The organism is Pseudomonas sp. P4_C1, from assembly GCF_056402155.1.
This window is the reverse complement of record NZ_JBFUHY010000041.1, coordinates 22349-39884: the sequence shown is the minus strand read 5'-3', so window position 1 is coordinate 39884 and position 17536 is coordinate 22349. Positions and strand designations below refer to the sequence as shown.

Genomic DNA, 17536 nt, shown 5'->3' with positions numbered 1-17536 from the left:
GCCCTTGGTGGAATTCGGGAGCACCCCATATGAATCAGGCGCTGCCGAAGAAACTCTGGGATCGACTCGGGCTGGTCTCAATACTGGACACGATAACCCGGCTTAACCGCTTAACCTGAACCGCCGTATACGGAACCGTACGTACGGTGGTGTGAGAGGACGGCGGATGTAAATCCGCCTCCTACTCGATTGCCGTGGCGTGTATCAGCCCCGACGACGAGCCAGAGCATCAATACGCTCTTCCAGCGGCGGGTGGCTCATGAACATGCGGGCGAACCCTTGCTTGATGCCACCGTTGATGCCGAAGGCGTTCAGGGTGTCGGGCATGTGCACCGGCAGCCCCTGTTCCGCCCGCAGGCGTTGCAGGGCGCCAATCATCGCGGCGGTGCCGGCCAGGTTTGCACCGGCTTCGTCGGCACGGAATTCGCGCTTGCGCGAGAACCACATGACGATGGCGCTGGCCAGGATGCCCAGAACCAGTTCGGCGAAGATGGTTGCCACGTAGTAGGCAATGCCCTGGCCTTCTTCGTTCTTGAAGATCACCTTGTCGACGAAATTGCCGATGATCCGCGCGAAGAACATCACGAAGGTGTTCACCACGCCCTGGATCAGCGCCAGGGTAACCATGTCGCCATTGGCTACGTGGCCGATTTCGTGGGCCAGGACGGCTTTCACTTCATCCGGCGAGAAGCGCTCGAGCAAACCCTGGCTCACGGCAACCAATGCGTCGTTCTTGTTCCAGCCGGTGGCGAAGGCGTTCGCCTCGTAGGCCGGGAAGATACCGACTTCGGGCATCTTGATCCCGGCTTCGCGGGACAATTGCTCGACGGTTTGCAGCAGCCATTGCTCGTGACGGGTGCGTGGCTGGGTGATGATCTGGGTGCTGGTGCTCATCTTCGCCATCCACTTGGAGATGAACAGCGAGAACAAGGAACCTGCGAAACCAAAGACCGCACAGAAAATCAGCAGCTGATTGAGGTTGAGGTCAACCCCATTGGCCGCCATGAACCCGTTGAAGCCGAAAAGGCTCAGGGTGATGCTGGCAATCAGCACGACCGCCAGGTTAGTGGCCAAGAACAGCAGGATGCGCATCATGGTTGTAGAAATCTCCTCATGCTAAATATGTAGCGTACTGCGGGGTATATAAGGTGCTGCACCGGGGTATTCAACCGGGTGACTATTTCAAACTGTGTCCTACGGCAACAGTCTAGCTGCTTGCAGGGCATTTCCGATAAGTATGCGGGAAGTGTTTGTCAGTCAATTCGTGTCGAAGGCGCCCGCCTTTGTTAGGCGCGAGCAGACAAGGCGCTGTCCGGCAGCGACAAAGCGACTGCCAGCGGCGCAATGCAAACAAATGTTGCCGGATGAATCACCGTGCGACCTGCGGGAGGGTCGCACGGTGACAGATCGCTTACTGGCGGTAGGACTTGAGGAAGCCGCCGATGCGTCCGATGGCCATCTCCAGGTCATCGACACGGGGCAGGGTCACGACGCGGAAGTGGTCCGGCCATGGCCAGTTGAATGCGGTGCCTTGAACCACCAGCAGCTTTTCGGAGAGCAGCAGGTCGAGAACGAATTTTTCGTCGTTATGGATCGGGCAGACCTTGGGGTCGATCCGCGGGAATGCATATAGCGCGCCCATCGGCTTGACGCAGCTCACGCCCGGAATGTCGTTGAGCAACTCCCAGGTGCGATTGCGTTGCTCCAGCAGGCGGCCCTGGGGCAGCACCAGGTCATTGATGCTCTGATAGCCACCCAGGGCGGTCTGGATCGCGTGCTGGCTCGGCACGTTGGCGCACAGGCGCATGTTTGCCAGCATGTCGATGCCTTCGATGTAGCTCTGGGCGTGGTGTTTCGGGCCGGAAATGGCGATCCAGCCGGAACGGAAACCGGCCACGCGATAGGACTTGGACAGACCGTTGAAGGTCAGGCAGAGCAAGTCCGGCGCCAGGGAGGCGGTGCAGATGTGCACGGCATCGTCGTAGAGAATCTTGTCGTAGATCTCGTCGGAGAACACCACCAGATTGTGCTGGCGGGCCAGTTCCAGCATGCCCAGCAGCACTTCCTTCGAATACACCGCGCCGGTCGGGTTGTTCGGGTTGATGATCACCAGGGCCTTGGTGTTCGGGGTGATCTTGGCCTTGATGTCGGCCAGGTCCGGCCACCAGTTGGCTTGCTCGTCGCACAGGTAATGCACCGGATTGCCGCCGGACAGGCTCACGGCTGCGGTCCACAACGGATAGTCTGGCGCAGGCACCAGCACTTCGTCGCCATTGTTGAGCAGGGCCTGCATCGACATCACGATCAGTTCGGAAACGCCGTTGCCCAGGTAAATGTCTTCAATGCCGACGCCTTCCACCTGCTTTTGCTGGTAGTACTRCATCACGGCCTTGCGCGCGCTGAACAGGCCCTTGGAGTCGCTATAACCCTGGGCGGTCGGCAGGTTGCGGATCACGTCCTGGAGGATTTCATCCGGCGCTTCGAAACCAAAAGGTGCCGGGTTGCCGATGTTCAGCTTGAGGATGCGATGACCTTCCTCTTCCAGGCGCTTGGCGTGCTTGAGCACCGGGCCGCGAATGTCGTAGCAGACGTTGGCGAGCTTGTTCGATTTGCTGACCTGCATGGCGATGTGTTCCCGAAAATGAACGATCCAGACGGCGTTTTGGCAACCGTGCTGGGAATCCTGCGTATTCACACAGGCCTGACGCCTTGAGATGCAGCACCCATATTTCCGTTTGAATGCGCGTGGTCTGGCTGCCAGACTGGCGTTTGACGAGGCGCAATCATACGTGCCGCCCGATCCGTGGAAAAGGTACAGATCGGGCTTTTTCAGCCGCTGAGGTGTGATGATGGAAAAGTTGGAAAAAACCCTGGAAGAGTGGAAGGCGATGCTCGATCCAGAGCAGTACAACGTGTGCCGCCTCAAGGGCACCGAACGTCCGTTTTCCGGCAAATACAACGCCACCAGGACCGACGGTGTCTACCACTGCATCTGCTGTAACGAACCGCTGTTCGACTCCAGGACCAAGTTCGATTCCGGCTGCGGCTGGCCGAGTTTCCATTCGCCGATCGGCGACAGCGCCATGACCGAAATCCGTGATGTCAGCCACGGCATGATCCGCACCGAAGTGGTCTGCGCCAAATGCGACGCGCACCTGGGGCATGTATTCCCCGATGGTCCGCCGCCGACCGGTCTGCGCTATTGCATCAACTCGGTGTGCCTGGACCTGGTGCCCCGGTAGGAACTGCCGAAGGCTGCGATCTTTTGATCTGGCCTTTCTTGAGGCTGCCCGAAGGTCAGGATCATAAGATCGCAGCCTTCGGCAACTGCTGCAGTTGGTCCGCGTTTTGATTATTTAAATTGCACACAATTCAATTGCTCGCTATTTTGTTATTTCTTCCATTCACTCGGACCCTCAAACATGAGCGACAACCTGCTGAGCATCCCTTGCACCACCATCAAGGGTGAGCAAAAGACCCTGGCGGATTTCGCCGGCAAAGCCGTGCTGGTGGTCAATACGGCCAGCAAGTGCGGTTTCACTCCGCAGTACAAAGGCCTGGAAGAGCTGTGGCAGACCTACAAGGACCAGGGCCTGGTGGTGCTCGGTTTTCCTTGCAACCAGTTCGGCAAGCAAGAGCCGGGCAACGAAGGGGCGATCTCCGAATTCTGCGAATTGAACTTCGGTGTCAGCTTCCCGCTGTTCAAAAAGATCGACGTCAATGGTGCCAGCGCCCATCCGCTGTTCGTGCAATTGAAAAAGCGCGCACCGGGTGTGCTGGGTTCCCAGGGCATCAAGTGGAACTTCACCAAGTTCCTGATTGGCAAGGACGGGCAACTGGTCAAGCGCTTCGCTCCGGCGACCAAGCCGCAGGACCTGACTCGCGAGATCGAAGCCCTGCTCAAATGAATACCTTGTCAGTCGATTCCCTGAAGCTCGACAGCCAGCTGTGTTTCAAGCTGTACGCCGCTTCCCGGGCGGTCATTCGCGCCTACAAGCCAATGCTCGATCAGTTGGGCCTGACTTACCCTCAGTACCTGGCGATGCTGGTGCTGTGGGAGTGGCAGGAAGCGGCCCCGGAGCAACCGACCGTCAAGGCATTGGGCGAGCGTCTGGCCCTGGATTCCGGCACGCTGACACCGTTGCTCAAGCGCCTCGAACAACTGCATCTGGTGCAGCGTCAGCGTTCGGCGCGCGATGAGCGTGAAGTGCATCTGAGCCTGTCGCCAGCCGGCACGGCCCTGCGCGATCAGGTCGGGCCACTCAAGGCCCGCCTGTTGTGCGACAGCGGGGTCGATCTGAACCGTCTCAACGATTTGCGCGATGGTCTCGATCACTTGTTGGGACAGATCAAGGCGCTGACGTAGCGCAGATCCACAAATCCAGCAGGGCGGCCAGTTCTTCCCGCCGGAAGGGTTTGGCCAGGTAGTCACTCATGCCCGCGGCACGACAGCGTTCGCGCTCTTCCGACATGGCGTTGGCCGTCAGGGCGACGATGGGCAGGTGGGGCCAGCGACCGCTGCGGCGGATTTGCCGGCTGGCCTCATAGCCGTCCATCACCGGCATGTTGCAGTCCATCAGCACCAGATCGAACTCCCGTTGTTCGAGTTGATCCAGGGCTTCGGCACCATGGGCCGCGGTGGTCACCTCGCAGCCGAGTTTGCCGAGCATGCCCTTGGCCACCAGTTGGTTGACCGGATTATCTTCCACCAACAGCACGCGCCCGCGGCGCGGCGGGCTTTGCGCGTCGAGTGGGGCATTGTTGATCGGGTGGGTTTGCGGTTGCAGGATTCGCTGCAACAACTGATGCAGCGTATTGCGTGCCAGGGGGCGGGCCTGCTGTTGCAAGGGGGCGAGGGCGTTGACCTCTTCGCTGGGCATGAAATTGCCATAAGCGGTAATCAGCAGGATCGGCGCGCTGAGGGTGGGGCGCAAATTGAACAGGCACTCGGGGCAGTCGGTGATGAGCACGTCGGCCGCCAGGCCAAGCAGTGGGTCATCCATGGAGCGCCGTTCGTAGTCCAGTCCCCAGCCAGGCAACAGGCCGTTCAGCAGTTCGCCCAGCCCGCTGCTGGCGGCCGTGATGGCGATGACTTTGCCCTTGAGCGAAACAGCAGGCATTGCTCGGGTATGGCTGGGCAATGGCAAGTCCGCGCAGAACTGGCTGCCAAAACCCGGCTCGGAGTTGATCGTCAGGCGCCCTCGCATGGCTTCGCAAAGGTTGTAGGTCAGCGCCAGGCCCAGCCCGGTGCCGCCAAATTGGCGGGTAATACCGGCGCCGGCCTGAGTGAAAGGCTGGAAAATTTTCACCTGGGCATCCTGAGGGATTCCGATGCCGGTGTCACACACTTCGATTCTGACGCCGTCCCCGAACGTCGACAGGCGTACGTCGACACGCCCGAAACGGGTGAACTTGAGGGCGTTGGACAGCAGATTACTGACGATCTGCCGCACCCGGGTCGGATCGCCGAGCACGAGTGTCGGGAAATGCGGATCGATCAGGCAGGTCAGTTCGACGCTGGGGGCGGCGTTCTGCGATAACAGGTTGGCAGTGTCTTCGATTAGCGAGCCGAGGTCGAAGGGGATGTGTTCGAGTTCGAGTTGACCGGCATCGAACTTCGACAAGTCGAGAATATCGTTGAGCAATTCCACCAGCACTTTGCCCGAGTCATGGGCGATGGACAGCTGTTGCTGTTGTTCGGCAGTCAGCGGCCCGTCGAGGGACAGCGCGATCATCCCGAGCAAGCCATTGAGGGGCGTGCGGATTTCATGGCTCATATTGGCCAGGAACACCGAGCGGGCGTCGGCCATGTCCAGTGCTGTGCTGCGAGCGACTTCCAGTTCCTGGTTGGATTGGCTCAGCCGGGCATTGATCGCGTTGAGTTCGGCAGTGCGGGCCGAGACGATATTTTCCAGTTGACCGAGATACTCGGTCAGGCGGTTTTCCGCATTGCGCCGCTGCTGGATTTCGGTGGCGATGCTTTTGAATTGCTGGTTGGCAACCTTGACCAATACGCCGATCTCATCGTCGGCGTGCCCGGCGGGACACTCCAGTGAGGTCGGCTCGGTACTGCTCGGGTCGCGACCGCTGAGTTCACGGATGACCCGCACCAGGGGTTTGGTCAGCATCACATAGAACAGCGCCAGCAGAATGCCGGACAGCAGCAGGCTGCGGGCGAAACCATTGAGCAGGGTCACTTCGGCCCGGCGCAGGAACCGGTCGCCGAAGGCGTAAGTATCGACGTTCAGCCGCAGCGTACCCAGGGATTCGTTGGGTAAATGATCCAGGTAAAGCCGGTCTTCGAACTGTYGGTTGGCGCCGAACAGGAAATCACTGAGCATCCGGTATCCGTTTTGCACACCGGGTCGCTTGACGTTGGCCAGCACAATGCCATTGTTGTCGGTCAGTCTCACGCTAGTGATCGCTGGCGAGCGCAGCAGGCCCAGGGTCAGTTCCTTGGCGAGTTCGGCGTCGATGTTGTAGGCAATTCGCGAGGCCGGGTTGTGGCTGATTTCCAGTAATGAAAGGATTTCACGATTGATGGAGGCGTCTTCACTGGCATAATCGATGCCTATTTGCAGCAGGCTGAGCAGCGTGCCCAGAATGAAACCGACCAGCACGGTAAGCCGGGCTTGCTTGAACGACAGCCGGTTGGTGAATTTGATGTCCATGGGGGGGTGAACCACTTCCGTTTCCTTTCGCTGCTCAAGCATAGTCGATCATGCCTGCCTGTTGATGTTCTCGCGAGGCCTGTACCGCGGGGGCCACCGCTTGTGTGACGCTGTGTTTCGTCGCTGTATCACCATCATTACTGTGAACGTGCCCGAGGAGAAGTCGTGGATTCCCGATTGAATGCTTTTCTTGAACGCGCCGATGCCGTTCTGGCCCGTATCGAGCCGTTGCTGCCGGCACCGCGGCCAGCCATCGACTGGACGCAATGCCTGGCCGCGCGCTGGCATCGTGAGGCACGCGGCGGTTATCTGATGCCGCTGGAGGTCAGCCTCGACATGCATTTGTCGGACCTGATCGGCGTCGATCGGCAAGTCGAGCAACTTGGGCGCAATACCCGGCAGTTCCTCGATGGCATGCCGGCCAACCACGCCTTGCTCTGGGGCTCGCGCGGCACCGGCAAGTCGTCGCTGGTGCGCGCCTTGTTGGCCGAACACGCTCAAGCCGGTTTGCGCTTGATCGAGATTGAACGTGATCACCTGGCAGACCTGCCGCGAGTGGTCGAACAGATCGCCAAACTGCCCCAGCGTTTCGTACTGTTTTGCGATGACCTCTCGTTCGAGTCGGGCGAGGGTGATTACCGGGTGCTCAAAAGCGTCCTCGATGGCTCGCTGGAACAGGCGCCGGACAACGTTTTGCTGTACGCCACGTCCAACCGTCGCCACCTGGTGCCGGAAAAGGAAAGTGACAACGAAAACTGGAAACGGGTCGACGGCGAACTGCATCCAAGCGAGGCGGTGGAAGACAAGATCGCGCTGTCGGACCGCTTCGGTTTGTGGCTGTCGTTTTATCCATTTACCCAGGAACACTTCCTCGACGTCGTCGAGCACTGGATCGGCCAGTTGGCCGGCAAGGCCGGGCTGGCGTGGCAGCGCAGCGAAGAGCTGGACATTCTGGCGGTACGCTGGGCCACCGGCCGAGGCAATCGCAATGGACGTTGCGCTTATCAATTTGCCCGTTATTGGGTCGGGCTGAAACTGTTGGAGCACAAGGCATGATCGATTTACAAAGGAGCGGCCAGGGCCTCGAAGGCTACGGCATGCTGCACGCGCAACTGGAGTCCTTGCTGGCGGACGAGCGGGATTTCATCGCTAATGCCGCGCAGTTCTCGGCGTTTCTGTTCAATCAGCTCGATGACTTGAACTGGGCCGGCTTCTACCTCAACCGCCATGAAGAACTGGTGCTGGGGCCGTTTCAGGGGCAGATCGCTTGCGTGCGGATTCCGTTCGGTCGCGGCGTATGCGGGACAGCAGCAGCCACCTTGCAGACTCAATTGGTCGAAGATGTGCACGCGTTCCCCGGTCACATTGCCTGCGACAGTGCCTCGAACAGCGAATTGGTGGTGCCGCTGGTCAAGGACGGCCGATTGATCGGCGTGCTCGATCTCGACAGTCCGAAACTGGCGCGTTTCACCGAACAGGACCAGGCAGGAATCGAACAGCTGGCGGCGATTTTCCTGCGCCTGACCGACTGCTGATCAAGACCCCAGGCCTGCCTTGAGCAGCAGGCCTGACGCCGGTTTTCTCCATGACGGTCAACACCCTGCCGAGGGGCCAGGCATAGTTAAGGCTCTGTCACTTTGCCTTCGTCGTAGTGTTCGATCTGACGTAGTAGCGCGTCCTCCAGCTCAAGCATGGCGCACTCCATGGATTTGCAGCATGCAGCCACTTTTTCGCGGTCGAAATCCTCATGGCAGACTGCTTCGAGTGCCTCGCAGCGGTTGATCAAGCGGGATGCCTGCACTATCCGGGCTGCGCCTTTGATTTTGTGGGCAATGTCCTTCAGCGCCTGCGTATCTGCGCAGCTGGATAGCGACAACAGCGTTTGCAGATCCTGGCGGTTGCTGTTCACCAACTCGTTCAGCAATCGCCGGTTCAACATCGGGTTGCCCCCGGTCAGCAGTTTCAACCCGTGCAGGTTGAACGCCGGGGCTGCCTGGGTGGGCTCAATGCCTTCCACCCATTGACTCAAGGCACCGAGGCTGAGGGGTTTGAACAGGCAGTCGTCCATTCCCGCCTGTTTGCAGCGTTGTACTTCTTCCGGTTGGGCGTTGGCGGTAAAGCCGAGAACGGTGCAGGGAGGACGATGGTTTTGTCGTTCGTGCTGGCGAATGGCGCGGGCCAGCTCGTAACCGTTCATGACCGGCATGTTGCAATCGGCGATCACCAGATCAAACGGCTGGTCTTTCCATGCATTCAGTCCCTCCTGGCCATCGGCCGCGACGGTAAATCGATGTCCAAGAAACTCCAGTTGCTGGCACGTGAGCAAGCGATTGGCCGGGTGATCGTCGACTACCAGCACACTCAACGGGGTTGTTGCGACGATGATTTGCGTTTCGGCCTCCTGGGCTGACTGTTGCAGCGGCAACGTTTCCAGCAGCAGCAACACCTGCACTTGAGTGCCGACGCCCGGCTCGCTGCGCAATTGCAGACTGCCGCCCATCATCTCGCAGAGGTTGCGGCTGATCACCAGCCCCAGCCCTGCGCCCCCCCTGACCGATTGCATGGCGTTGTCGGCCTGGGCGAAGGGTTCGAACAGGTGCCGTTGATCCTGTTCGCTGATCCCGATACCACTGTCGTGAACCTGCACCCGCATCTGCACGCGCCCGGATTGCGTTGCCGGCTGCAGATCGACAATGACCCGGACCTGACCTTGCTCGGTAAACTTGATGGCATTGCTGATCAGGTTGGACAGCACTTGCTTGAAGCGCAAAGGGTCCAGCAACACATCGAAGGTCGGGTTGGCCGATGAAAACTCCAGTACCAGCTCGAGCTTCTTCTGTCGGGCCAGGCCATCGAAAATCCGCACGACCGAGGCTACGAGTTCACCCGGACTAACGCGCTCCGGGCTCAGGCTCAAGCGTCCTGATTCGATTCTGGCAATGTCCAGAATGTCGCCAATCAGCTCCAGCAACCCTTTCGCCGAGGTGTACGCGACATCGATGGCCGCACGCTCCGGGTGCTGATGATCAAGACGCTTGAGTGTCAGTTCAAGCATGCCAATGATTGCATTCATCGGCGTGCGGATCTCATGGCTCATCGTGGCCAGAAACGTGCTTTTGGCCCGGTTGGCGTTATCGGCACGTTCTTTCGCGCAACGCAGATCATCGAGCAGTTGCCGCCGTTCGCTGATATCGATCCAGCCACCGATAATGCCTTGCACTTTTGCGCTGGAATCCCGATAGGGAAGAATCCAGTGATAGATCGTCAACCGCCGGCCGCCAATGTGCAGCTCGCGATCGACGATCAACGGTCTGCCCTCGGCCACCACGCGTTGGTAGTCAGCCTGGTACTCCCGGGCTTCGAATACATTGCTCATCGATCCCTGCATGACACTTTTGCCGATGACATCTTCACGCCTGGCGCTGAACGCTTGTAGGTAACTGTCGTTGCAACTTTGCAGTAGCCCCTGGCGATCACGTACGTAGATCGGATGGGGCGTGCCATTGACCAGCGATCGCATGAACTCGAACTGATCGTTCAACGCACGCTCGGCGGCCTTGCGTTGCTTGATCTGGCGTCGCATGTAGTCGTTCCACGCAATGGAAATCAGCAGCAGCACGCCGGCACCGATGACGATCTGATAGAACAGCCGTTGATAGTTGCGCCAGGTGTTTTGCGAAGACGCCGAATAGCCGCGCCAACGGCTGTTGATGATGCCCAGTTCTTCCGGCGAGATGCTTAGTAGCGCCTTGTCGAGAATCGCGTTCAGCTCTTTGGCGCCCCGAGCGGTGGCAAGGGAAAACGCTGCCTGCTCGGTGCCGATGGTGGTGCTGATTTGCAGTGTGTGCTCGAACAGTCGCGACGAAATGAAGTAATTGGCAATGATCAGTGAGTTCACCGCGCCCTCGGCCTGGCCTTCGGCGAGTAACTCTACGGCGCTGAAGGTGTCCGGGGCTTCGATCAACCTGATCCGGGGAAATTCTCTGCGCAGGTAATCCATGAGTGGATTGCCGCGGGCAATGGCCAGGCGCTTGCCCTGCAACTGCACGAGGTTGGTCGGGCTGTCGGCGGCTTTGCGGGTCAGCAGGACGTAGGAATTTTCCAGAAAGGGTCGGGTAAAGTTCAGTTGGGTTTGACGTTGCGCGCTGGGAAGCAACGGGGCGATCACATCGGCCTTGTTGTCCTTGATCTGTTTGATCATTTCGTCATCGCTCCGACTGCGCCGGATGTCAAAGCGCAAGCCGGTGCGCAGCCTGATCAGCTCAAGCAAATCCGCGGTGACCCCGCGAAAGTTGCCGTTGCTATCGAAAAACGTCAGTGGCGCAAAGGCTTCGTTGACGACGACGCGCACTATCGGGTGGCGTGCCAGCCAGCGCTCTTCCCGTTCAGTGAGTTGCAACTTTTGATCGGTCAGCAGAATGTCGCTACCGGCGCTCCAGCGTTTGGCGATGTTTTCTCGTTCACTGGAGGGGATGGCCGTGATCGTCGCGTTGATGATGCCGAGCAGCTCGGGGGTGTTCCTGTTAACGGCGAAGCTGAAACCATAGGCTTCATGTTTGCCGAAGTTGGCCATCCGGATGTTGTTCAAGTATCCCTTGTTGATCATGTAGTGAGTTGAAATGGTGTCACCGAGAAACACGTCCGCCTGATCGAAAGCAACGGCGTTGATCGCATTCTGGTAGGAGGGATAGGACGTGATGATCGCTTTCGGGTACAACGCCCTGACTTCCGTCAGCGGCAAGTAGTGATACACCATGCTCAGGCGCAATCCGGCCAGGCCATCGGTGAGGGATCGGGTTTCCCCTTCGCGGGTCACCAATACGGGTTGGTCGACGGCATAGGGTATCGACAGTGCAATGTCGGCATTGCCAGCTTCGAATCCATTGGCGGTGCCTAGCAGATCGACTTCGCCGCTTTCCAGTGCAGCGATCGCGGCCCCTCGGGAATCGAAACGCCGAACCGTGACGGGCAAACCGGTTATTTTTCCCAGAAGACCAGCGTAATCGGCGGTAAACCCTTCATAGTCCTGCCCACTGGTGGTCAGGTCGAAAGGGGGGTAGTCCGGGGCCGACGTCCCGAGCGTCAGTTCATGTTTTTGCTTTATCCATTGCCGTTGGGATTCATCCAGCCGAACCTCCATTGCTCCGGCCTTCGAACGGCTGAGCAGCGTGTAGTGTTCACTGTTCGGTGCCCCGAACAACGAGGTGCTCAGGCATAGACCTGCAGTCACCTGTATCAGATAAATCTTCAAACGGCTGGGCATCGTGGGTCTCACACTAGCGCGTTTCGTTTAGCCATCTCGATTAGTTCAACCAGGGATTTGGCTTTGAGCTTCTGCATGAGGCGCTTTTTGTAGGTGCTCACGGTCTTGTTGCTCAGAAACATCCCCTTGGCGATTTCCTTGTTTGTGCGACCTTGGGCAAAAAGTTGCAAGACCATCAGCTCCCGGTCGTTTACGGATTTGAACAGTTCCAATTCGATGCAGCGTGTTTCATCTCCGTGGACAGGGTTCAAGGCCTCACTCGGGAAATAGTTGTAACCTGAAAATACCGCTTTTATAGAGCTGACCAGTTCACTGATGTCCTCTTGTTTGCAGACATAGCCCGAGGCACCGGATTGCATGCAACGAATGCCGAAAAGTGTCGGGCATTGTGCGGTCAGTACCAGTGTTTTAGGAGGATTACTCATTGCGTTGAACCGGGACAGCACTTCCAGGCCATCCAGTTTTGGAATGCTGATGTCGAGAATGACCAGGTCCGGCATGCATTCGCGAACCATCTGCATGGCGTCGACCCCATTGTCAGTTTCGCCGACGACTTTGTAACCTTCATGTTCCAGCAGCATTCGAACGGCAAGGCGGATAACCGGGTGATCGTCGACAATAAAAACGGAGTTCATAATCAAGTCCCATGCGAGCTCAAATAAAGCGCGCACCTTAGCTCAGATACTTGAAGGGCCGCATGAACTGACCAAGCTGTAGCAGCAATATAGGAGAATTCCTACAGATTAAAAGGAATGGGACTACGTATTAACTAGGTTTCTTATTAGGAAGGCTAGGAAAGTCTAGTGCTTTGGTGCACTTTGTAAGGAGGTTGTTTGTAAGTTTTACGCTGTATATTTGTCGGGATTTATATGTGTCTTTTTCTATATTGGTGCAGAGGTCAACAAGTCTATAAATTCAGATTGTTTCAGTGGTTTTATCAAGTATCCCAATAATGGCAGCCCGTAATCAGCGGCCGTATTTACAAGCTCATCCAATTCAGACGTTGTCAGGCTACTCAGAATGATCGCCTGTCTGATCAGCCCTCGCTGGCTGGCGAACCGGACCAGATCGAGTCCCGTCAGATCGGGCAGGCATTGATCGCATAAAAGAATGTCGAACGGTTGGTCGGCCCCGAGCATTTGCTGCATGGCGCTTTTGGCGCTATCGGAGGTAGTCAGTCGGGTGAAGCCATAACTTTCCAGCAGGTACTGAGTGGCTATTAGTTGGAAGGGATGGTCTTCCACCACAAGGATGCGTAGATCGTCTTCGGCCATGGGGTGCACTTCATCTGTCGAACAGAAGGGAGGGCGATTGTTTCGCGAGAGTGCTGGACAAGCGATCAGTTTGCTCGACAGGTGCTGTAGGGCGATTCGACGAGACTTGAGTGCTGTTGGAGTTTCAAGGGGGGATCAGCCATTACGAATGCCGTAATGGCTGATCAAACGATACACCTCAGTGGCTGGCGCGTCCGGTCATTTCCAAGGCCATCTCACTGGCATAGCTGTCGGTCATGCCGGCGATGAAATCAATCATGCGCAAAAACGAAGTGTGCAATGGGCCGTGAGGGTCGGGCGCATTGTTGCCCAGCAGATCAAGGATACGACGGCTCTTGAACGACGGCGTACTTCCGTTGTGTTGCTCCAGAGCTGCGCCGCAAAAGGCGTTGAGCAGGATTTCCAGTGTGGTATAGGCGCCGATCTCGTGCAGAGTCTTGCGCTTGTCCTGGAAGATTTTCTTGCGGGCCATGTCCTTGGCATTCAGCACGCAACGCTTGGCGGGACCGTGCATGTGTTCCACCAGGTCGCCGCAAAGCGTACCGGCCAACAGCGCATCCTGTTGCTCGACAAACGCCCGGGCCGCGGCATTGGTCAAGTGCTCGATGGCTTTACCGCGCAGTATCGCCAGTTTGCGTCGGCGCGAATCGCCGGGACCGAGCTGGCGGTAGGTCTCAGGCAAGTCATCGCCCACCAGGCCCAGGAGCAGGGACTCGACTTCGGCGTATTCCAGCAACTCCATTTCCAGGCCGTCTTCCAGGTCGATCAGTGCATAGCAGATGTCGTCGGCAGCCTCCATCAGGTACACCAGAGGATGTCGCGCCCAACGTTGCTCCTCCAGTTGTGGCAGGCCGAGTTTATGGGCGATCTGCTCAAGTAGCGGCAGCTCGCTCTGATAACAGCCGAACTTGTGTTTCTTGTAGCCCAGGGAGTCGGCGTGCCTGGCCGTCCATGGATACTTCAGGTACGTGCCCAGCGTTGCATAGGTCAGTCGGGTGCCGCCGTCGAACTGGTGATACTCCAGTTGAGTGAGTACCCGAAAGCCCTGGGCATTGCCTTCGAAATTCAGGAAGTCATTGCGCTCGGCTTCACTCATTGCATCCAGCCAGCCACGGCCGGCGGCTTGCTGGAACCAGTGCCGGATCGCGTCTTCACCGGAATGGCCGAAAGGCGGGTTGCCGATGTCGTGTGCCAGGCAAGCCGATTGCACCACCATCCCCAGGTCGCTGGGTTCGCACCAGTCGGGCAGGGCATTGCGGATGGTTTCGCCGACCCGCATGCCCAGTGAGCGACCCACGCAACTGACTTCCAGCGAGTGGGTCAGGCGCGTATGAATGTGATCATTGCTGGACACCGGATGGACCTGGGTCTTGCGCCCGAGGCGGCGGAAAGCCCCCGAGAAAATGATGCGGTCGTGGTCCTTGTGAAAAGGGCTGCGGCCAAGCTCTTCTGGGCTGTGCAGAGGTTTTCCGAGGCGTTCGCGGGTAAGCAGAGTGTGCCAATCCAAGGCGGGGTCTCTCCGTCAGGTGACTGATAGCCTAGCTTCCCGTTTCGCGCCATGACCTGCAAGCGGAACTGGGTGGCGTCGATATCGATAAGTAACCGGCACCGAAATCATCGATGGCTATCCGCGCGCCGGCGTGCCGGAAACGCACCACCACATGTGCCAGATTGATCAGTCTTTGCGTGAAGAGCCCTGCATGATCAGCTTGATCAGCGGGGCCAGTGTGGCACCGAGCCGGACCAGCCGGGTCAGGCTGCTGAGGCCGCCACCGTTTTTCGCACCCTTGCCGCCCAGAAAGCCCAGCAAGGTGACGGCGGCTACGCCCCAGAGTGGTGCGTGCTTGATACCAAAACCGTCCTGCAGGTTTTGCGTAATCCCGCGCACGCGTTGCAAGGGTTGCAGCAGTTGCGCGGATTCGTGGCGGATTTCCTGACGATGCATTTCCATGCGCAAGCGGATCAGGGCCTTGCGCATTTCCGTGCGTGAGCTGTTGTGTGGCAATTCAGGCAGGCTCATGGCAGCAGGCGCTCCCGATCGTTGGCCAGCTCTTCCAGCGTGCCGTTGAAGGGTGAGGACTCATCGAAAATCGCTGCTCTCAAGCGCATTCCACAGAATATGGCGGCGAGGGTGTAGAACACACAGAGCCCGATGATGGCGGTCAGGCGATAGGTGTCCCAGAACACGATAAGCACCAACGTCGACAACCCCACCAACAGCAGCAACGCAAACACCAGGGCCAGGCCGGCAAACAGCAACAGGCTGACGGTGCGGGCTTTTTGTTCCTGCAATTCGATGCCGAACAGTTCGACATGGCTGTGCAGCAACCCAAGGAAGGCAGCACCCAGGCGCCGTGATGAGGAACTGGTACCCGCTACAGACGGGCCGGATTCACCGATCGACATATCAGCGCCGGCTAGCCAGCAGGCCGATCAGGAAACCCACGCCGGCCGCGATCCCGACGGATTGCCAAGGGTTGGCCTGGACATAGTCTTCAGTGGCTGTGACAGCGGCCTTGCCGCGTTCGCGCAGGGAGTCTTCGGTCAGTTTCAGGGTTTCACGGGCACGCAAGAGACTGTCGTGAATCTGCTCGCGCAATTCGTCGGCCTGATCGCCGGCCAGGGTCGCGGTGTGCTCCAGCAACCGTTCGGTGTCACTGACCAATGTCTGAAAGTCGTTCATCAGGATTTCTTGAGCAGTCTTTGCCTGGGTGCGGGCCATGGTGGATCTCCATAAGTGGCTTTCTGATGCTTTCGAGTATGAGCCTTCGGCGAAGGTTCAGTACAAATGACTGGTACAACTTTTGCTATGTCGTGGTGCGCCGGTCCGCACCATTGCGCTATGGCCGGGCATGATTTCAGTAAAACCGTAGGACAAACAATCAAAAACTCGCGTAAACCTCCGGGGCGCGTTTTTCCTGGAGGGCGTCCGTGCGCCAAAGTGGTTCAACGAGATCAGTGCGCTGATGCTTCGAAGCCGCAACTTGGTGCATGGACAGTCATCGCGAACTGCTTTGGTGCTTTTTTCTGCCATAAGGTCAGCCCATCCCATGGAAAACCTGCAAAGCGCTGTGGACACCCTGGTCCATAGCTCCAACACGCTGTTCATTCTGATCGGTGCGGTCATGGTTCTGGCCATGCACGCCGGTTTTGCCTTTCTCGAAGTCGGAACTGTGCGACAGAAAAACCAGGTCAATGCGTTGTCGAAAATCCTCAGTGACTTCGCCGTTTCGACATTGGCCTACTTCTTTATAGGCTATTGGATTTCCTACGGCGTGACATTCATGCAGCCGGCGGCTGTGCTCAATGCCGACCATGGCTATGGACTGGTGAAGTTTTTCTTCCTGCTGACCTTTGCCGCGGCGATCCCGGCGATCATTTCCGGAGGGATCGCCGAGCGCGCCAGGTTTGTCCCGCAACTGTGTGCAACCGCGTTGATCGTTGCGTTCATCTATCCGTTCTTCGAAGGCATTGTCTGGAATGGCAACCTGGGTTTGCAAGCCTGGTTGCTGGAGCGCTTCGGCGCCGGTTTCCATGATTTCGCCGGTTCGGTGGTGGTGCATGCCATGGGCGGTTGGCTGGCACTGGCGGCGGTGCTGTTGCTCGGGCCGCGTAATGGCCGCTATCGCGAAGGTCGCCTGGTGGCGTTCGCGCCATCGAGCATCCCGTTTCTGGCGTTGGGCTCATGGATCCTGATCGTTGGCTGGTTCGGCTTCAACGTCATGAGCGCGCAAACCCTGCAAGGTGTCAGCGGACTGGTGGCGGTGAACTCGTTGATGGCCATGGTGGGCGGTACGGTGACGGCGCTGATTGTCGGGCGCAACGACCCCGGCTTTCTGCATAACGGTCCGTTGGCGGGGCTCGTGGCAATCTGTGCCGGTTCCGACCTGATGCATCCTGTGGGGGCGCTGGTCACCGGTGCCATCGCGGGGGCCCTGTTTGTCTGGTGCTTTACCGCGGCCCAAGGCAAATGGCGCATCGATGATGTATTGGGTGTGTGGCCGTTGCATGGCTTGTGCGGCGTATGGGGCGGCATTGCCTGCGGCATTTTCGGCCAGAGCGCCTTGGGCGGGCTGGGTGGGATCAGTTTGATCAGCCAGTTGATCGGCACGGCACTGGGCGTTACTGTGGCACTGGCCGGCGGGTTTGCCGTGTATGGCGTGATCAAGGCGTTGCATGGATTGCGCCTGAGTCAGGAAGAGGAGTATTACGGCGCGGACCTGTCGATCCACAAGATCGGTGCCGTGAGCCAGGACTGATTCAGGTCTTTTCATCGTCAGGGCAGGGGGCTCAATGGCTCGACGGTTATTCGGGGCAGGCCTAGAATG

The 17536-nt window shown here is 58.4% G+C and carries 16 protein-coding genes and 1 pseudogene; 7 read left to right on the top strand and 10 right to left on the bottom strand.

What is annotated here, in order from left to right; genetic code table 11:
- Nucleotides 1–119, top strand: a pseudogene (locus tag AC1DU9_RS19850) (group II intron maturase-specific domain-containing protein); the annotation flags it as partial.
- 85 nt (nucleotides 120–204) lie between these two features.
- Here the strand turns inward: AC1DU9_RS19850 and htpX are convergent.
- Both htpX and AC1DU9_RS19840 read right to left on the bottom strand, forming a co-directional pair.
- Nucleotides 205–1095, bottom strand: coding sequence for a protease HtpX (htpX, locus tag AC1DU9_RS19845; protein ID WP_007973520.1), 891 nt, complete (start codon nucleotides 1093–1095; stop codon nucleotides 205–207).
- Between the two features lie 316 nt (nucleotides 1096–1411).
- Nucleotides 1412–2623 carry a pyridoxal phosphate-dependent aminotransferase gene (locus AC1DU9_RS19840; protein WP_477810674.1) on the bottom strand — a complete coding sequence of 404 codons (1212 nt, stop codon included), beginning with the start codon at nucleotides 2621–2623 and terminating at the stop codon, nucleotides 1412–1414.
- Nucleotides 2624–2849: 226 nt separating this feature from the next.
- Between AC1DU9_RS19840 and msrB the strand changes: the two genes are divergently transcribed.
- The 3 genes from msrB (at nucleotide 2850) to AC1DU9_RS19825 (ending at nucleotide 4366) form a co-directional block, all read left to right on the top strand.
- On the top strand, nucleotides 2850–3242 hold the full coding sequence (gene msrB, locus AC1DU9_RS19835) for a peptide-methionine (R)-S-oxide reductase MsrB (protein WP_223463855.1): 393 nt from the start codon (nucleotides 2850–2852) through the stop codon (nucleotides 3240–3242).
- Nucleotides 3243–3422: 180 nt separating this feature from the next.
- Nucleotides 3423–3908 (top strand): glutathione peroxidase, encoded by a 486-nt coding sequence (locus AC1DU9_RS19830; RefSeq protein WP_223463856.1) that lies wholly within the window; start codon nucleotides 3423–3425, stop codon nucleotides 3906–3908.
- Nucleotides 3905–4366 (top strand): MarR family winged helix-turn-helix transcriptional regulator, encoded by a 462-nt coding sequence (locus AC1DU9_RS19825; protein WP_223463857.1) that lies wholly within the window; start codon nucleotides 3905–3907, stop codon nucleotides 4364–4366. Before AC1DU9_RS19830 ends, AC1DU9_RS19825 begins: the two co-directional genes overlap by 4 nt.
- Here AC1DU9_RS19825 and AC1DU9_RS19820 read toward each other — a convergent pair.
- Nucleotides 4350–6713 carry a hybrid sensor histidine kinase/response regulator gene (locus tag AC1DU9_RS19820; protein WP_477810673.1) on the bottom strand — a complete coding sequence of 788 codons (2364 nt, stop codon included), beginning with the start codon at nucleotides 6711–6713 and terminating at the stop codon, nucleotides 4350–4352. The two genes, AC1DU9_RS19825 and AC1DU9_RS19820, sit on opposite strands and share 17 nt — an antisense overlap.
- A 123-nt stretch (nucleotides 6714–6836) precedes the next feature.
- Here AC1DU9_RS19820 and AC1DU9_RS19815 point away from each other — a divergent pair, with 123 nt between their 5' ends.
- Both AC1DU9_RS19815 and AC1DU9_RS19810 read left to right on the top strand, forming a co-directional pair.
- A complete protein-coding gene (locus AC1DU9_RS19815; protein WP_223463859.1) occupies nucleotides 6837–7727 on the top strand; it encodes an ATP-binding protein in 891 nt (296 codons plus the stop codon).
- The gene (locus AC1DU9_RS19810) at nucleotides 7724–8206 is read left to right on the top strand and encodes a GAF domain-containing protein (RefSeq protein ID WP_223463860.1); all 483 of its coding nucleotides are present in this window, start codon (nucleotides 7724–7726) and stop codon (nucleotides 8204–8206) included. The genes AC1DU9_RS19815 and AC1DU9_RS19810 overlap by 4 nt, the downstream gene beginning before the upstream one ends.
- Nucleotides 8207–8292: 86 nt before the next feature.
- On the opposite strand, the gene AC1DU9_RS19805 is transcribed toward AC1DU9_RS19810, so the two are convergent.
- The 7 genes from AC1DU9_RS19805 to AC1DU9_RS19775 form a co-directional block, all read right to left on the bottom strand.
- Nucleotides 8293–11934 (bottom strand): transporter substrate-binding domain-containing protein, encoded by a 3642-nt coding sequence (locus AC1DU9_RS19805; protein WP_477810672.1) that lies wholly within the window; start codon nucleotides 11932–11934, stop codon nucleotides 8293–8295.
- Between the two features lie 8 nt (nucleotides 11935–11942).
- The gene (locus AC1DU9_RS19800) at nucleotides 11943–12569 is read right to left on the bottom strand and encodes a response regulator (protein ID WP_457266282.1); all 627 of its coding nucleotides are present in this window, start codon (nucleotides 12567–12569) and stop codon (nucleotides 11943–11945) included.
- Nucleotides 12570–12815: 246 nt separating this feature from the next.
- Nucleotides 12816–13208, bottom strand: coding sequence for a response regulator (locus AC1DU9_RS19795; protein ID WP_457266283.1), 393 nt, complete (start codon nucleotides 13206–13208; stop codon nucleotides 12816–12818).
- A gap of 178 nt (nucleotides 13209–13386) precedes the next feature.
- The gene (locus AC1DU9_RS19790) at nucleotides 13387–14715 is read right to left on the bottom strand and encodes a deoxyguanosinetriphosphate triphosphohydrolase (protein ID WP_457266284.1); all 1329 of its coding nucleotides are present in this window, start codon (nucleotides 14713–14715) and stop codon (nucleotides 13387–13389) included.
- Between the two features lie 168 nt (nucleotides 14716–14883).
- Nucleotides 14884–15228 (bottom strand): hypothetical protein, encoded by a 345-nt coding sequence (locus AC1DU9_RS19785; protein ID WP_457266285.1) that lies wholly within the window; start codon nucleotides 15226–15228, stop codon nucleotides 14884–14886.
- Complete coding sequence (locus tag AC1DU9_RS19780; RefSeq protein ID WP_457266286.1) at nucleotides 15225–15614, bottom strand: phage holin family protein; 390 nt, start codon at nucleotides 15612–15614, stop codon at nucleotides 15225–15227. Before AC1DU9_RS19780 ends, AC1DU9_RS19785 begins: the two co-directional genes overlap by 4 nt.
- 1 nt (nucleotide 15615) lies before the next feature.
- Entirely contained in the window at nucleotides 15616–15930 is a 315-nt protein-coding gene (locus tag AC1DU9_RS19775; RefSeq protein ID WP_007983472.1) for an ElaB/YgaM/YqjD family protein, read from the bottom strand.
- 328 nt (nucleotides 15931–16258) lie between these two features.
- On the opposite strand from AC1DU9_RS19775, the gene AC1DU9_RS19770 reads away from it, so the two are divergent.
- Nucleotides 16259–17467 (top strand): ammonium transporter, encoded by a 1209-nt coding sequence (locus AC1DU9_RS19770; RefSeq protein WP_457266287.1) that lies wholly within the window; start codon nucleotides 16259–16261, stop codon nucleotides 17465–17467.
- Nucleotides 17468–17536: the final 69 nt, after the last annotated feature.

Bases quoted from the DNA above. Each gene is read 5' to 3' on its own strand.
- htpX (WP_007973520.1), bottom strand. From the start codon at position 1,095: ATGATGCGCATCCTGCTGTTCTTGGCCACTAACCTGGCGGTCGTGCTG.
- msrB (WP_223463855.1), top strand. From the start codon at position 2,850: ATGGAAAAGTTGGAAAAAACCCTGGAAGAGTGGAAGGCGATGCTCGAT.
- AC1DU9_RS19830 (WP_223463856.1), top strand. From the start codon at position 3,423: ATGAGCGACAACCTGCTGAGCATCCCTTGCACCACCATCAAGGGTGAG.
- AC1DU9_RS19825 (WP_223463857.1), top strand. From the start codon at position 3,905: ATGAATACCTTGTCAGTCGATTCCCTGAAGCTCGACAGCCAGCTGTGT.
- AC1DU9_RS19810 (WP_223463860.1), top strand. From the start codon at position 7,724: ATGATCGATTTACAAAGGAGCGGCCAGGGCCTCGAAGGCTACGGCATG.
- AC1DU9_RS19805 (WP_477810672.1), bottom strand. From the start codon at position 11,934: ATGCCCAGCCGTTTGAAGATTTATCTGATACAGGTGACTGCAGGTCTA.
- AC1DU9_RS19800 (WP_457266282.1), bottom strand. From the start codon at position 12,569: ATGAACTCCGTTTTTATTGTCGACGATCACCCGGTTATCCGCCTTGCC.
- AC1DU9_RS19795 (WP_457266283.1), bottom strand. From the start codon at position 13,208: ATGGCCGAAGACGATCTACGCATCCTTGTGGTGGAAGACCATCCCTTC.
- AC1DU9_RS19785 (WP_457266285.1), bottom strand. From the start codon at position 15,228: ATGAGCCTGCCTGAATTGCCACACAACAGCTCACGCACGGAAATGCGC.
- AC1DU9_RS19780 (WP_457266286.1), bottom strand. From the start codon at position 15,614: ATGTCGATCGGTGAATCCGGCCCGTCTGTAGCGGGTACCAGTTCCTCA.
- AC1DU9_RS19775 (WP_007983472.1), bottom strand. From the start codon at position 15,930: ATGGCCCGCACCCAGGCAAAGACTGCTCAAGAAATCCTGATGAACGAC.
- AC1DU9_RS19770 (WP_457266287.1), top strand. From the start codon at position 16,259: ATGGAAAACCTGCAAAGCGCTGTGGACACCCTGGTCCATAGCTCCAAC.